A 13,632-nucleotide genomic window follows, 5' to 3' on the forward strand; every position below is an offset into this window, starting at 1 on the left:
CGCCGGCCGGGGTCAGAAGCCGAGGCGCCTGAGCTGCTTGGGGTCGCGCTGCCAGTCCTTGGCGACCTTGACGTGCAGATCGAGGAAGACCGGGGTGCCCAGCAGCGCCTCGATCTGCTTGCGGGACTTGATGCCGACCTCCTTCAGGCGCTTGCCCTTGGGGCCGATGATGATGCCCTTCTGGCTGGGGCGCTCGATGAAGAGGTTGGCGTGGATGTCGAGCAGCGGCTTGTCGGCGGGCCGGTCCTCGCGCGGCAGCATCTCCTCCACGACGACGGCGATGGAGTGCGGCAGCTCGTCGCGGACGCCCTCCAGGGCGGCCTCGCGGATCAGCTCGGCGACCATGACCTGCTCGGGCTCGTCGGTCAGATCGCCCTCGGGGTAGAGGGCGGGCCCCTCCGGCAGCAGCGGGATGAGCAGGTCGCCGAGGAGATCGACCTGCTTGTTCGCGGTCGCCGAGACCGGGACGATCTCCGCCCACTCGATGCCCAGCTCCTTGCCGAGCTGGTCGACCGCGATCAGCTGCTCGGCCAGGGCCTTGGAGTCCACCAGGTCGGTCTTGGTGACCACCGCGACCTTCGGGGTCTTCTTGATCCCGGCGAGCTCCTTGGCGATGAAGCGGTCACCGGGGCCGATCTTCTCGTTGGCCGGCAGGCAGAAGCCGATGACGTCGACCTCGGCCCAGGTCGTGCGCACCACGTCGTTCAGGCGCTCGCCGAGCAGGGTGCGCGGCTTGTGCAGTCCGGGGGTGTCCACCAGGATCAGCTGCGCGTCCGGGCGGTGCACGATCCCGCGCACGGTGTGCCGGGTGGTCTGCGGCCGGTTGGACGTGATGGCCACCTTCTGCCCGACCAGAGCGTTCGTGAGGGTGGACTTGCCCGCGTTGGGACGGCCCACGAAGCAGGCGAAACCGGCCCGGTGCGCGGCGTCGGCCGGCTGCTCGGATGACTGGGTACGAACGCTCATGGCGACCATTGTCGCTGATCGCCGGAGCCCGTCCGCACCACGGCCGGTGCGGGCCGGACACCACGGGGCGTCCGGCCCGCCGGAACACTGCCGTCACACTGCCGTCCGGGTGCGGCGCCGGGGATCAGTCGAAGACGAACGGTCCCGGCGACTGGGGGCCGGTCGCGGTGCAGGTGATGGTGATGAAGCCGAACACGGTCATCTTCAGCGAGCCGCCGTAGGCCTCCAGGCTGTCGCCCGAGGCCACGGTGCCGGACAGCGGGCCGACGGTGATGGGGTCACCCGTCGCCATGGCCGGGTTCTTGGTGCCCTTGAAGACGACGCTGCCGCCGCCGGTCTTGGTCATGGTGAGGGTGGAGACGATCGAGTCCTGCCCCAGCGCGACGGGCGCGGTCATCGCGGTGGTGCGCAGGGTGAGGGTGGCGGCGGTGCCGTCCTGGGTGGCGGTGAGGGTGGCCTCGCCGTCGCCGTAGCTCCCGCAGTCGGCGGTGATCGTCGCGGTGCCGGGGCTGACGGCGGCGGCCGTGGGTGCGAAGGCGAGTCCGGTGACGGCGAGACCGGCCGTCAGCAGCGAGATGCCTGTTCCGATGCGCTTGCCTCTGGTGACTCTCATGGGGTTCCGGGTCCCTTCGGTGTGGGGGGAACTGCCGGTGTCTGACAGACCGTCAGACAAGCCGGTACCCATTGATGCGCGCGAGGCGAGGCGCGACAAGGTTGAAAACTGGCCTACTTACCGCTGGTAACGGCCCTGTTCTCGTATAGCTGCCGCCGCCCGACAAGTAGCTCTCTGTAGCAAATCAGGGGTGTGCTTGTCTGTGTTTTCGATCTTCCCGTCCCCTCTCCGGTACTGCGCGGTCACCGTGGTCATGCCATGACGACCCGGAGGAGGCCGGGGTGCGGCAGGAGTGGGAGCCGGAGGACCTGATCGAGGTCTGGACGCTGCTCGAAGACGACATGAAGCGGCTGCGGAACAAGTCCGGAGCGAACCGGCTGGGGTTCGCTCTGCTGCTGAAGTTCTTCGAGGTGGAGGCCCGTTTCCCGGAGAGCGCCGGGGAGATCCCGGAGCCGGCGGTGTCGTACGTGGCCCAGCAGGTGAAGGTGCCGGCCGGGGAGTGGGCGTCGTACGACTGGGCGGGGCGGGCGATCACGCGGCACCGGTCGGAGATCCGGGCCGCGTACGAGTTCCGTGAGTCGACCGAGGAGGACCAGGCGGCGCTGGCGGAGTGGCTGAGCGCGGAGCTGTGCCCGGTGGAGCTGTCGCGTGAGCGCCTGGTGGCCGCGGTGGTGGCCCGCTGCCGCAACGACCGCATCGAGCCGCCCGCGCCGGCAAAGGTCGACCGCCTGGTGGGCCGGGCGATCAGGGCGTTCGAGGAGCGGTTCTGTCGCACCACGATGGAGCGGCTGCCGCGGGCGACCCGGGACCGGCTGGATGAGCTGATCTCGGGTGAGGAGTCCGCGGACGGCGAGGGCGAGGCCGATGTGGTGGGCGGCGGGCGGTCGTTCCGGGACGTGCACTACGCGGCGATCCGCCAGCCGCAGGACCCGGAGGTGTTCATCACCGCCTTGCAGGGCCGGCTGCGGGCGTCCCTGGACCGGCTGGAGACGGCGCTGGTTCAGGACACCACCGGCGGGGTGAGCATCACCCGCAGGCACGGCGAGCCGTGGATCAAGGTCTCTCCCCAGCCGAAGCTGGAGGAGCCGGAGAACCTGGTGGCGGTCAAGGCCGAGATGGAGAGGCGCTGGGGGACCATCGACCTGTTGGACATCATCAAGGAAGCCGAGTTCGACACCGGCTTCACCGGCGAGTTCACCTCGGTGGCCACCAGCGAGCGGTTGCCGAGGGAGGTGCTGCGGCGCCGACTGCTGCTGGTGCTGTTCGCGCTGGGCACGAACATGGGCATCAAGCGGGTGGTGGCCACCGGCAAACACGGCGAGTCGGAGGCGGTCCTGCGCCGGGTGCGGCACCTGTTCGTCAACCGGGACAACCTGCGCGCGGCGGTGACGAAGCTGGTCAACGCCACCTTGGCCGCCCGTGACGAGGCGTGGTGGGGCACGGGGACAGCGTGCGCGTCCGACAGCCGCAAGTTCGGGGCCTGGTCGAGCAACTTCATGACCGAGTGGCACCAGCGCTACCGCGGCCCCGGTGTGATGATCTACTGGCACGTCGAGCGGAAGTCGGTGTGCATCTACTCGCAGCTGAAGTCGTGTTCGGCCTCCGAGGTCGCCTCGATGATCGAGGGCGTGCTGCGGCACTGCACCGAGATGGTCGTGGACCGGCAGTACACCGACACCCACGGTGCCTCGATCGTCGGGTTCGCCTTCGCGCACATGCTCGACTTCAAGCTGATGCCGAGGCTGAAGAACATCGGCTCTTCCCGGCTGTACCGGCCGGCGGCCGGGTAGGACGACAATTGGCCGACCCTGGCGCCGGTGCTGTCCACCCGCACCATCGACTGGGAGCTGATCCGCCAGCAGTACGACCAGATCGTGAAGTACACCACCGCGCTGCGGCTGGGGACGGCCGAGGCCGAGCAGGTGCTGCGGCGTTTCACCCGCGGCGGGCCGAAGCACCCGACCTACCGGGCGATCGAGGAGCTGGGACGGGCGGTGCGTACGGCGTTCATCTGCGACTACCTCGCCGATGCCGAGATGCGCCGGGAGATCCACGAGGGCTTGCAGGTGGTGGAGAACTGGAACAGCGCGAACAAGGACCTGTTCTACGGCAAGGACGGGGACCTGACCGGCAAGGACAAGGAGTCGCAGGAGGTGTCCATGCTCGCCCTGCACCTCCTTCAGTCCGCTCTGGTCCACGTCAACACCCTGCTGCTTCAGCAGATCCTCGCCGACCCCGAGTGGGCAGAACGCCTCACCGACGCCGACCGGCGGGCCCTGTCCCCGTTGTTCTGGACTCACGTCAACCCCTACGGCCGGTTCGAGCTGGACATGAACAGCCGCCTGGAGCTGGACCTGACCGCCCGGGCTGCGACGGTGCCCGGCCCGCGCACCGCGCCCGAGGCGGAACCCGTCCGATCGGCGGCGGACGGTGTGGTCAGTCAGGACGTCCCGGCGTCGGGCGGGTGAGGCACGGAGGACTTCGGAAACGGTTCGGCCGAACCGTGCAGCCGCGGACTGTCAGCCCCGTGCGGCACGATGGGTGCGGCCGAATACCCAACTGCCCCGGCCGCCTTGAGTCAGGAGGTCACGATGTCGGAGCTCACTGCCGTTTGCACGCCGAACAGCTACCCGCACGAGGACGGCCGAGTCGAGCACGGGTACCAGCTCAACGTGCTTGATCAGGACCTCGTCGTTGTGGCCACCGTGGACCTCCCGGACTGGGAGAGCTTCCAGCAGGAGGAGGCCGGCCAGCGACTCGCCGACGCGGGCTTTGCCCTCCAGGCAGGTTCCGACTCGGCTGATGCGGAGGGCTGGAGCCCCGCCGGCCTCGGCTACATGGCGCCCGTCGTCCGTGCCAAGGCCGCCGAGCGTTTGACCTCCTCGAACTGAACGGCATCCTGAACGCCATGGACGAGGCACGCGACGTCCTCACCGAGGACGAGATCAACGACCTGCTCGACGGTGACCGCGACGCCGGATGGGACGCGGACGAAGTACGGGTCGGCCCCGGCGGCGCCCCACGGGGGGAGGGCGGCGCCGGGGCCGGGTACGGGGACCTGACGCGGGGTGGGTCAGGTGGCGGGGATGACGTAGGCGCGGGCGAAGTGGGTGCCGATGTGCGCTTCGTGGAGGTGGCCGGCGATGGCGCGGTCGCCTTCGACGCCCATGACGACGTGGAGGTGGACGAAGCCGTTGCGGATCTCGCCGGTGCCGGTCATCTCGCCGGGCAGGTCGTACTTGGTGATGGTGTCCTTGAGCGCGTCGGTCTCGGGCATGGTCGAGACGGTGAAGGAGTCCGCGGCCCCGATCAGGGAGACGATCGCGGCGTCGGTGATGCCGGCCTCGGCGGCCTGGCGGTTCAGCTCGGCGACGAGCTCACCGGCGGGGACTTCAAAGACGATCATGCGGGACTCCGTCCGATCATGGGGCTCAGCTCCCGCAGCATGACCGAGGAGCACCAGCGGGCGCCAGCATCCCGGGGGTTGAGGGCTTCCCTGGCGAAGCGGGTGGCGAGGAAGTCCGCCCGGTGGGCGTACGCGGCGGGCTGGGAGGCGATCCGGCCGGCGGTCGTCCAGTCCACGGCGCAGACCCGGGAGGTGACGGCCGTCATGTAGAGGTGGCGGACCTCGGCGTCGTGGGCCAGGACGCGGGCGACCTGGTCGGCCTGCCCCTGTCCGGGCAGCTTGGCGAGGATGCCCGCGGCGTTGACGCGCAGGATCGGTACGTCGCCGTCCAGCATCCACCGGCGCAGGTTCGCCGTGGCGGCCTTGTCCGTCAGCGACGCGGTGACGATGTCCGCGCCGTGCGTGGTCTGCACTTGGGCCAGGGGGACCGGGTCGCTCCCGGCGATGCTGGCCGCCATCTCGGTGGCGAGCGCGCCGTGGGTGACGGCCAGGGCGGACAGTCCCAGGAAGGCTCGTCGGTTCACGCGGTCGAGCGTAGCCTCCGCCTCCAACTGTTCGACAGGGACGCCCAGTACGCGGGACAGGTGCCCGATCCAGTGCCTGCCGGGGATGACCTTGCCCGTCTCCCATCGCTTGACCGCGTCGCGGCCCGGGGCGCCGGTGGGGTCACCAGCACAAATGGCCAGCTGCTCGGCGAGCTGGGTTTGCGTCCAGGGCTTGAGTAATCGCAGATCGCGGATCAACTGTCCGATCGGCATGGGCACATGATGACCCCCAAGATGCCCCTCCGTGGTCGCCTCGTCACGGTTCACCCTTGCGGGAGCCCGAACACCGGAGGTCGCGTCATGAACACCACGCACCGGCCCGTCTCCCACCGCCGCCTGCCCGACTGGCTGACCGAGGGCGTCGCGGCCGTCGACGGCCAGGGACGGCGGGGCATCGTGCAGTTCATCGGCGAGTGGGAAGACCCCGCCACCCGGCGCGTGATCAAGTGCGCGGTCTTCCTGCGCCCACAGGGCGGCGGCACGGAGTGGATCGTCGCCGACCACCGCACCCTCACCCAGGGCTGACAGGCTTCCCGCCCCGGCCAGGGGCGGGCAGGCGGGCCTTGCAGGGCAACACGCCCCGCAGGCTCGCGGCACCAACGGCACGCGGGCGGCAGGCGCCCGCACTGTCCCGTAACCACGCACCGAAGGAGAAGGCCCGTGGAGTCCAAGTCCACTGTCGCCGCCGTCGCCCCGGCGGAGGAGACCGAGATCACCGGCCCCGTGGTGGTCGCCGTCGACGTGGAGGACGAGGAGTAACCCCTCGCCCTCGCGCGTCCTGACCTGGGCGCCCCCTTCCCGGGCCCGGGCGGGCCCGGGAAGGGGGCGCCCCTCGGTGTGAGAAGTGGAGGTTGGAAGTGATTCACGTGTTCGTCGGGCCGACGCTGCCCAGATCCGAGCCGCAGCTCACCGCCCCTGGTGTACGGATATGGCCGCCGGCCCGGCACGGCGACCTGTTCGATCCCGCGATCCGCAGCGGCGACACCGCGCTGATCATCGACGGGGTGTATCACCAGGCGCCGGCACTGCGGCACAAGGAGATCCTGGCCGCGATGGGCCGGTCAGTGACGGTGATCGGGGCCGCGAGCATCGGCGCGCTGCGGGCCGCCGAACTGGACCGGTTCGGGATGCTCGGCGTCGGCCGTATCTACGCCGCCTACGCCCAGGGGGAGCTCGACGGCGACGACGAGGTGGCGGTCGGGCAGGTGCCGGACGGCGAGTTCGGCGCGCTGACCTGGCCGGTGGTCAACCTCCGGCACATCCTCCAGGTTGCCCGGGCGGCCGGGGTCCTCGACGGCGGACGCGCTGCCCGGCTGCTGGCGGCGCTGCGGGCGGTCTACTACCCGCAGCGCACCTGGGCCGCCGTACGGGCCGTATGCCGCCGCCGGGGCGAGGGGGAGTTCGCCGACTGGCTCGCCGAGCGACGCGCGCAGGACGAGCACTTCGGCGACCTCAAGCGCGTGGACGCCCTCGCCGCCGTACGCACCGCGCTGGACGGCTGCACAGCGCCGCAGACCGGCCCCCATCTGGTGCCTGCGGTGTGGGAGACGACGTACTTCCGGCGCTGGTCCAATGCCTTCGCCCGCACCTGCGTGGACGGGCTGGAGCTGTCCACCGAGGACCGCCTCGTCTACCAGCAGGTGTTCGACCCTGCCTTCGCCGTGACGTGGGCGGCCTACCTCGAACACCGTTCCCTCCACCCCGCCGACGGCGGCAAGGGCCTGCCGCTGGAGGAGCGGCTGGTCCAGGTGACCGGCGGGGACCTGCCCGCCGACCGCGTGTTCCACCCCGCGGTCGACCTGTGCGACGAGCGGACCGTGGCCCTGCTGCTGGCCGCCGAGACGGAGCAGGACCGCCGGGCGGTCGCCCAATACGCCGATGCCCTCGCGGCCGAGCGCCGCACCCGGCCCGGGTTCACGGCCGACGCGGTGCGCGATGACCTCACCCGCCGGCTCCTGATGCGGGTGTGGCAGTGCCCTGAGCGGGAGTTCGACGCGGAGGCGTCCGCGCGCGGCCTGGTCTGCGGGGCCCGCGCCGTGGCGGCGGCCAAGCGGCTCGTGCCCGGGCTGCTTCAGGAGATGGCAGAGACGACCGAGCGGACGGAGGCGGCCGGTGTTACGCGGTGACGGCCTGGTGGCGCTGCCGCGCACCGTACGGGCCCGGACGCCGGAGGAGACGTGGCAGGCGGTGGCCGGGCTCCTGCCGGAGTTCGGCATCACCCGCGTCGCAGATCTGACCGGCTTGGACGTGATCGGGCTGCCGGTGTGGACGGCGATTCGGCCCGCCTCGCTCACCTTGAGCACCTCCCAGGGCAAGGGCGCCACCGCCCTGCTGGCGAAGCTGTCCGCGGTCATGGAGGCGATCGAGCTGTGGCACGTCGAGCAGCCGCTGCCCGTCGCCGCGTACGGTCCGGCCGCTGAGGTCGCCCCCGACTGCCCCGTGACGGCCCTGCCCATGACCGTCCCGCACCCGGAGTACACCCTGGCCCGGATGGTGTGGGAGTGGGCCACCGGCACCGGCCTGGTCAGCGGGGAGAAGGTGCTGCTGCCGGTCGACCTGGTCCGCCGCCGGGTGCAGCGGCCGGAGTGGACCCCGGACCTGCTGCGCGCGACCAGCACCGGACTCGCGTGCGGCAACACCCGCGACGAGGCCCTGCTGCACGCCCTGTTCGAGGTCGTGGAGCGGGACGTGCTGTACCGGGACGGGCAGGCGGACGGGCGGCGGCGCACCCTCATTGCGCCCGGCACGGTCGACGACCTGCACGGCCGCGAGGTCATCGGCCGGCTGGTGGCCGCGGGCATGGCGCTGGAGATCGCGCTGGTGGACGGCCCGTACGGGCTGCCGGTGTGCGTCGCCTACCAGTGGTCGGAGGACTACCCGGTCGTTTTCGCCGGCGGCGGCTGCCACAACGACCCCGGGATCGCCCTGACCCGTGCGCTGACCGAGGCCGCGCAGTCCCGGCTGACTGCCATCGCCGGAACCCGCGACGACCTGTCCAGCGGCCCCGGCAGCTTCGACACCACTGTCTTCCACCCGGCCACGACCACCGGGCTCACACCGTGGCCGCAGGCCACCGGCCACTTCACCCCGGCGGTCGGCGGCTTCGCCGAGCAGGCCCGGGAGGTGGCGCGCAGGGTCGAGCACGTCACCGGGCACGAGCCGGTGGCCCTGGACCTGTCCGCCCCGGACACGCCCGTCCATGCCGTGCAGGTGGTCTGTCCCGGCACCCGCTCACGGATCAGGAGGTCGATGCCCCGATGAACCCCACCACCGCGGCGCCGCCCGTACCCGCCGGGCAACGCTCGGTCCAGTACGACGCCTTCCACGCGGCCCGTGCCCGTACCGATCTGGTCGCCCGCCTGTACGCCGCGGCGATGGGCGAGGACTACCCCGTCGAGGTCGCCGCCTCCAGCTCCTGCGACTGGCCCCTGCTGGGGCTGATGACCGCACGGCTGAAGATGCGGCCCGGCCAGCTGCTGGTGGACGCGGGCTGCGGCACCGGCGGCATCGGCCTGTGGCTGGCCCGCGCCCTCGCCCTGCGCCTGGAGGGCTTCGACCTGTCCCCGGTCGCCATCGCTCACGCCGCCGACCGCCGTTCCCGATTCGGCCTGCCCGCCGAGCGGGCCGCCTTCCGTGTCGCCGAGCTGGAGAACACCGGCCTGCCCGACGCGAGCGCCCACGGGATCGTGTGCGTGGACGCCTTCGGCGGTGCCGCCGACCGGAGCGCGGCACTGCGTGAGCTCGGGCGTGTCCTGGCCCCGGGCGGCCGGCTGGTGATGACCCGGGCCGCCAGGCAGGGCGCCGCCCCCGCCTGGACGGAGCAGGCCCGCGCCGCCGGCCTCACGGTCGAGCACGTGGACGAGCGTCCCGCCGAACCCGCGCTGTGGGAGCGGCTCTACCAGCTGTGGATCGCCCACGCCGACGAGCTGCGCAGCGAGCTGGGCGAGGCACAGGCGCAGAACATGCTGCGCGAGGCCCACCAGGTGCTGCCCAAGCTGCCTGGGCGTCGCGCCGTGCTGCTGACCCTGCGACGCCCCGCAACCTCCCCGGCCGGGCCATGTGCGGCCGATACGATGACCCGGCCCGGCCACCAGCCCGACGAGAGGACCCCGAAGTGACCCCGCACCGCTCCACCCGTGCTGCGGTGTTCTCCGCCGGGTCCTGGGGTACCGCCGTCGCCAAGATCCTGGCCGACGCCGGAACCAGCGTCATTGTGCACGCCCGGCGGGATGAGATCGCCGACGCGATCAACACGACCCATCGCAACCCCGGCTACTTCCCGGACATCGAGCTGCCCGCCTCGCTGACCGCGACGACCGACCCGGCCGCCGCGCTCGCGGGCGCGGACTTCCTGGTGTTGTCCATCCCCGCGCAGAGCCTGCGGGGCAACCTCGCGGCGTGGGCGCCGCACATCGGGACCGACACGGTGATCGTGTCGCTGATGAAGGGCGTCGAGCAGGGCAGCCACCTGCGGGCGAGTCAGATCATCACCGAGGTGACCGGCGTGGGCGCGGAGCGGGTCGCGGTGCTGTCCGGTCCGAACCTGGCGCGCGAGATCATGGACGGCCAGCCGGCAGCGGCCACGATCGCCTGCGCCGACGAGGGCGCCGCCCACCGCTTCCAAAAGGCGTGCCACACCGGCTACTTCCGCCCCTACACCAGCACGGACGTGACCGGCTGCGAGTTGGGCGGTGCGGTGAAGAACGTCATCGCCCTCGCGGTCGGCATCGCCTCCGGCATGGGCCTGGGCCACAACGCGCAGGCCATGCTCATCACCCGCGGACTTGCGGAGACCACCCGCCTCGGCGTCGCCATGGGCGCCGATCCGCTCACCTTCGCCGGCCTGGCCGGCCTGGGCGACCTGGTGGCCACCTGCTCCTCCCCGCTGTCCCGCAACCGCACCTTCGGCACCCACCTCGGTAAGGGGCTGAGCGTGCAGGAGGCGACGGCCGCCACCCGGCAGACCACCGAGGGCGTCAAATCCGCGGAAGCGATCCTCGCCCTGGCCCGGGCCCACGACGTCGAGATGCCCATCACGGGAGTCGTCTCCGCCCTGCTAAACGAGAAGGTCACCCTCGGCGAGGCCGCCGCCGCGCTGATGCAGCGGCCCCCCAAGCCTGAGCGCTGTCCCCCGGCGCCCCGCCCACGCGGGCCGCCCCTTCGTCGCCTTCACCCTCCCCACCCGGAGGTTCCTGACCATGCACGCATCCGTGCTGTCCGCTGTCCAGATCGCCGTCACCCTCGCCCTGGTGGCGTGGATGATCACCGGCTTCACCCGCCTGCCCGGCCGCTGGCTGCGCTGGAAGATGTTCTGCCGGGCCACGTTCACGATCATCACGCTCACCGGCACCACCAAGGACGGCCGCACCGAGCCCGTGAACGTCTACGACTACCTCTCCCCGGGCTCCTTGATCCTCGGCCCGCCCCAGCTCCAGACGATCCTCGACCACCTCACCGCGAGCGGCCGGTACGACCGGGTCGACGGGCACGGCCGCGTCCTGTCCGCCCGCGGTGAGCAGAGTGTGAAGGTGAGGGCCGGCCGTGTGGTTCTTTGACGCCCTCGCCTCCGGCTTTACGCATCCCACCGACCCTGCACGGCTCCAGTGGTTCCGGATCATCTTCGGCACCGTGCTCACCGCGCGGTTCGCCCTCGCCTTCGGCCAGGGCGGCTGGGACCGCCTCACCACCGGCTCGCTCAGCACCCACCTCGGACGTCCGCCTCTGGCGCCTGGTCGCGGCCGGTGTCATCGCGGCGGAGATCGCGCTGCCGCCCGCGCTGCTCATCCCGCAGGCGATGCCGTACGCGGTCGTCGCCGGCATCGGCATGCACGCCGCCTTCACCTGCCTCAAGCCCCGCCAGCTCATCACCTTCTCCGGTCTCACCCTCGGCACGTACGTCGCCTTCGCGGCCTGACGCCCCAGGCGGGCCGCCATGACGAGCGGTGGTCGAGACGTGCACACTTCTGTAATCTGGTGTGCATGACGGAGACGACGTACTCGATCGTGGAAGCCCGCGCCCGCCTGGGCGCCATCGCGCGCGAGGTCAGTGCCACCCGTGAACCGGTCGCCATCACCGATCACGGGCAGACCGTCGCCATACTGGTCAGCCCTGCCGACGCCCTGGAGCTCCAGGAGCTGCGGGCCCTGGCCGCCTACCGCGCGCGGCAGGCGCGGGGCGAGGACGCCGGCGTGCCGCACGGCGAGGCGTACCGCCGCGTGTTCGGTGGAGCTGAGGCGTGAGCTACGAGGTCATCTGGGAGCCCGAGGCCCTCGCCCAGGCGGAGCGGTTCGCCAAGGACGACCCCGCTGGAGTGCGGCAGGTGTTCACCGCTGTAGACCGCCTCGCCGACAATCCCCGGCCCGACGGCGCGTTCGGCAGCGCCGACCTGCTGCGCATCCACATCGGCGTCTACCGCGTGATGTACGAAATCAGCGACCAGCAGATCCGCGTCAGCGTCATCCACCTCGGACGCGTGCGCTGACCCCCCGTACGCCCGTCCCCGCTGGTCAGGACTCGGTGCGGCGCGGGGCTCCACCCCTTGATCTGAAGGTCGTTTTCGCGTCCTCCAGAAGACGGTGAACCCCGCCGTAGGAGCGGCCCGTCTCCTCCGCCAGGGCCCGGATGGACTTCCCGCCCTCGTACTTCGCCTTCAGGTCGGCCGCGAGCTTGTCGCGGTCCGGGCCGGGCGTGAGCCGGCGGACCGGAGCCTTGTTCGACATGAGCTGATTCCTCCCTCGAAGACGGCGGACACTGCCATGATCGCGTGAGGCGGTGGCCTCGGCCACCGGTTCGGCGAAGGGGCGAGACTCCGGCGAGAAGAGGGGGCGGCTGGTGACGATCACGGACCCGGCCCAGTGGGAGGACCTGTTCACCCGCACCGTCGATGAGCACCCGGTGCAGTTCGTACGGCCCGCGGACACCGACCGGCCGACCTGGGCGGCGTACGAGGACGGCCGGTACCTGGGGACGGTGAGCGCCGAGCCGGACGGCGGCCGGCCACGGTGGCGGGTGCAGACCACCCACGAGGCCCACCAGGACCTGGACGACGCCGTGCGTGCCCTGCGGCGCCCGGCGTCCTGGCCGCGCGAGCGCGAGCAGGTCGCCCGCTGGGCCCGCCGCCTACTCGCCGACGACACCCTGACCGCGGTCGACGTGGAGACCACCGGGCTGGACAACGCGTTCGCGGTGCAGATCGCTGCCGTTTTTCGCCGGGCCGCCGACCCGGAACCGGTCGTGGGCCCAACGGGGTTCGGCCACACAGAAGGCGTGCACCTGGGGCTGCTCGTCACCGTCCCGGCGGACGAACTTCTCGTCGTAGATGAGGAAGTGACCCATGTCGTCGCGGTCCTCGCGGACCTCCTCGGGCAGGGTGACCACCCGGGTCACCCTGTCCTCCTCAACGTCGACCTCGACCATCACCGGCACCACGTACCGGACCCACCGCTTCGCCACCGCGGCCCCGCCCTTCGCATCGCGTCGTCGGCGGCACGCTACCGGCACCAAGCCCACCCCTGAGACCCGTGCCCAGGACATCACGCTCAGCTACTTGTCGGGTGGCGGCAGCTATACGAGAACAGGGCCGTAACGAGCCGTGTGCGGGCGGGGTCCGGTCAGCCCGCGGTGAGCCTCTGCCGCACCGTGCCGTCCGGGCCGGCCACCAGCACGGGGGTCTCCGGCCCGCCCAGGTCCCGTACCGCCGCCCGGTCCTCGGGCGTCGCCGACTCGGCCTCGGTCACCACGGCCGCGGCCTCCAGCGAGGTCGCCCCGGACGCCACCGCCATCGCCACCGCCGTCTGCAGGGCGCTCAGCTTCAGCGAGTCCAGCGCCACGGTCCCCGCGACATAGGTGCGTCCCGTCTCGTCGCGTACGGCCGCACCCTCGGGCACCTGGTTGCGGGCCCGGGCGCTGCGGGCCAGGGTGACGATCTTGCGGTCTTCGGGGTCGAGCGCGCTGCTGTCGGTCATGATCCGAGCATAGGACGCGCCCGGAGCGGCGCTCGGATCAGCCCGCGCGGGAAGGGCGCTAGGCGGAGGAGGGCGCCGATGCGGAGCATCGGCAACCGACGACAACGCCGCAGATGGGCGTGCCAGACCCCGCGTCC

The 13,632-nt window shown here is 71.7% G+C and carries 14 protein-coding genes and 2 pseudogenes; 10 read left to right on the forward strand and 6 right to left on the reverse strand.

Features of this window, described 5'->3' with window-relative positions; genetic code table 11:
* Positions 1-12: 12 nt before the first annotated feature.
* Both era and ABD198_RS26825 read right to left on the reverse strand, forming a co-directional pair.
* Positions 13-966 carry a GTPase Era gene (gene era, locus ABD198_RS26820; protein WP_167996462.1) on the reverse strand — a complete coding sequence of 318 codons (954 nt, stop codon included), beginning with the start codon at positions 964-966 and terminating at the stop codon, positions 13-15.
* Between the two features lie 124 nt (positions 967-1,090).
* Positions 1,091-1,579 (reverse strand): hypothetical protein, encoded by a 489-nt coding sequence (locus ABD198_RS26825; RefSeq protein ID WP_344006607.1) that lies wholly within the window; start codon positions 1,577-1,579, stop codon positions 1,091-1,093.
* Between the two features lie 281 nt (positions 1,580-1,860).
* On the opposite strand from ABD198_RS26825, the pseudogene ABD198_RS26830 reads away from it, so the two are divergent.
* A pseudogene (locus tag ABD198_RS26830) lies at positions 1,861-4,047 on the forward strand (transposase).
* Positions 4,048-4,170: 123 nt separating this feature from the next.
* Positions 4,171-4,470, forward strand: a complete 300-nt coding sequence (locus ABD198_RS26835; protein ID WP_344006609.1) for a hypothetical protein — start codon at positions 4,171-4,173, stop codon at positions 4,468-4,470.
* A gap of 182 nt (positions 4,471-4,652) precedes the next feature.
* On the opposite strand, the gene ABD198_RS26840 is transcribed toward ABD198_RS26835, so the two are convergent.
* A complete protein-coding gene (locus tag ABD198_RS26840) occupies positions 4,653-4,985 on the reverse strand; it encodes a PCC domain-containing protein (protein WP_344006611.1) in 333 nt (110 codons plus the stop codon).
* Entirely contained in the window at positions 4,982-5,743 is a 762-nt protein-coding gene (locus tag ABD198_RS26845; RefSeq protein WP_344006613.1) for a helix-turn-helix domain-containing protein, read from the reverse strand. Before ABD198_RS26845 ends, ABD198_RS26840 begins: the two co-directional genes overlap by 4 nt.
* An 87-nt stretch (positions 5,744-5,830) precedes the next feature.
* Here ABD198_RS26845 and ABD198_RS26850 point away from each other — a divergent pair, with 87 nt between their 5' ends.
* From ABD198_RS26850 to ABD198_RS26880, 7 genes and pseudogenes are all read left to right on the forward strand, one after another.
* Positions 5,831-6,055 carry a hypothetical protein gene (locus ABD198_RS26850; RefSeq protein WP_344006615.1) on the forward strand — a complete coding sequence of 75 codons (225 nt, stop codon included), beginning with the start codon at positions 5,831-5,833 and terminating at the stop codon, positions 6,053-6,055.
* Positions 6,056-6,387: 332 nt separating this feature from the next.
* Complete coding sequence (locus ABD198_RS26855) at positions 6,388-7,656, forward strand: TfuA-like protein (protein ID WP_344006633.1); 1,269 nt, start codon at positions 6,388-6,390, stop codon at positions 7,654-7,656.
* Positions 7,643-8,791, forward strand: coding sequence for a YcaO-like family protein (locus ABD198_RS26860; protein ID WP_344006617.1), 1,149 nt, complete (start codon positions 7,643-7,645; stop codon positions 8,789-8,791). Before ABD198_RS26855 ends, ABD198_RS26860 begins: the two co-directional genes overlap by 14 nt.
* Positions 8,788-9,648, forward strand: a complete 861-nt coding sequence (locus tag ABD198_RS26865; RefSeq protein ID WP_344006619.1) for a class I SAM-dependent methyltransferase — start codon at positions 8,788-8,790, stop codon at positions 9,646-9,648. Before ABD198_RS26860 ends, ABD198_RS26865 begins: the two co-directional genes overlap by 4 nt.
* Before the next feature lie 26 nt (positions 9,649-9,674).
* Positions 9,675-10,655: pseudogene (locus ABD198_RS26870) on the forward strand (NAD(P)H-dependent glycerol-3-phosphate dehydrogenase); the annotation flags it as partial.
* An 854-nt stretch (positions 10,656-11,509) separates the two neighbouring features.
* The gene (locus ABD198_RS26875) at positions 11,510-11,770 is read left to right on the forward strand and encodes a type II toxin-antitoxin system Phd/YefM family antitoxin (protein ID WP_344006622.1); all 261 of its coding nucleotides are present in this window, start codon (positions 11,510-11,512) and stop codon (positions 11,768-11,770) included.
* Entirely contained in the window at positions 11,767-12,012 is a 246-nt protein-coding gene (locus ABD198_RS26880; protein WP_344006625.1) for a type II toxin-antitoxin system RelE family toxin, read from the forward strand. Before ABD198_RS26875 ends, ABD198_RS26880 begins: the two co-directional genes overlap by 4 nt.
* Positions 12,013-12,037: 25 nt before the next feature.
* Here the strand turns inward: ABD198_RS26880 and ABD198_RS26885 are convergent, their stop codons facing one another.
* Complete coding sequence (locus ABD198_RS26885) at positions 12,038-12,250, reverse strand: helix-turn-helix domain-containing protein (RefSeq protein WP_344006627.1); 213 nt, start codon at positions 12,248-12,250, stop codon at positions 12,038-12,040.
* 112 nt (positions 12,251-12,362) lie between these two features.
* Between ABD198_RS26885 and ABD198_RS26890 the strand changes: the two genes are divergently transcribed.
* A complete protein-coding gene (locus ABD198_RS26890) occupies positions 12,363-13,046 on the forward strand; it encodes a hypothetical protein (protein ID WP_344006629.1) in 684 nt (227 codons plus the stop codon).
* Positions 13,047-13,141: 95 nt separating this feature from the next.
* Here ABD198_RS26890 and ABD198_RS26895 read toward each other — a convergent pair whose 3' ends face one another.
* Complete coding sequence (locus ABD198_RS26895; RefSeq protein ID WP_344006631.1) at positions 13,142-13,495, reverse strand: cytidine deaminase; 354 nt, start codon at positions 13,493-13,495, stop codon at positions 13,142-13,144.
* Positions 13,496-13,632: the final 137 nt, after the last annotated feature.

The sequence above is a fragment of the Streptomyces thermocarboxydovorans genome (assembly GCF_039524635.1).
GTDB classification, from domain to species: domain Bacteria; phylum Actinomycetota; class Actinomycetes; order Streptomycetales; family Streptomycetaceae; genus Streptomyces; species Streptomyces thermocarboxydovorans.

What these genes read in the sequence shown, in the direction of transcription:
- ABD198_RS26825 (WP_344006607.1), bottom strand. Translation starts at nt 1,579, where the DNA reads ATGAGAGTCACCAGAGGCAAGCGCATCGGAACAGGCATCTCGCTGCTG.
- ABD198_RS26845 (WP_344006613.1), bottom strand. Translation starts at nt 5,743, where the DNA reads ATGCCGATCGGACAGTTGATCCGCGATCTGCGATTACTCAAGCCCTGG.
- ABD198_RS26840 (WP_344006611.1), bottom strand. Translation starts at nt 4,985, where the DNA reads ATGATCGTCTTTGAAGTCCCCGCCGGTGAGCTCGTCGCCGAGCTGAAC.
- ABD198_RS26850 (WP_344006615.1), top strand. Translation starts at nt 5,831, where the DNA reads ATGAACACCACGCACCGGCCCGTCTCCCACCGCCGCCTGCCCGACTGG.
- ABD198_RS26875 (WP_344006622.1), top strand. Translation starts at nt 11,510, where the DNA reads ATGACGGAGACGACGTACTCGATCGTGGAAGCCCGCGCCCGCCTGGGC.
- ABD198_RS26835 (WP_344006609.1), top strand. Translation starts at nt 4,171, where the DNA reads ATGTCGGAGCTCACTGCCGTTTGCACGCCGAACAGCTACCCGCACGAG.
- era (WP_167996462.1), bottom strand. Translation starts at nt 966, where the DNA reads ATGAGCGTTCGTACCCAGTCATCCGAGCAGCCGGCCGACGCCGCGCAC.
- ABD198_RS26865 (WP_344006619.1), top strand. Translation starts at nt 8,788, where the DNA reads ATGAACCCCACCACCGCGGCGCCGCCCGTACCCGCCGGGCAACGCTCG.
- ABD198_RS26885 (WP_344006627.1), bottom strand. Translation starts at nt 12,250, where the DNA reads ATGTCGAACAAGGCTCCGGTCCGCCGGCTCACGCCCGGCCCGGACCGC.
- ABD198_RS26895 (WP_344006631.1), bottom strand. Translation starts at nt 13,495, where the DNA reads ATGACCGACAGCAGCGCGCTCGACCCCGAAGACCGCAAGATCGTCACC.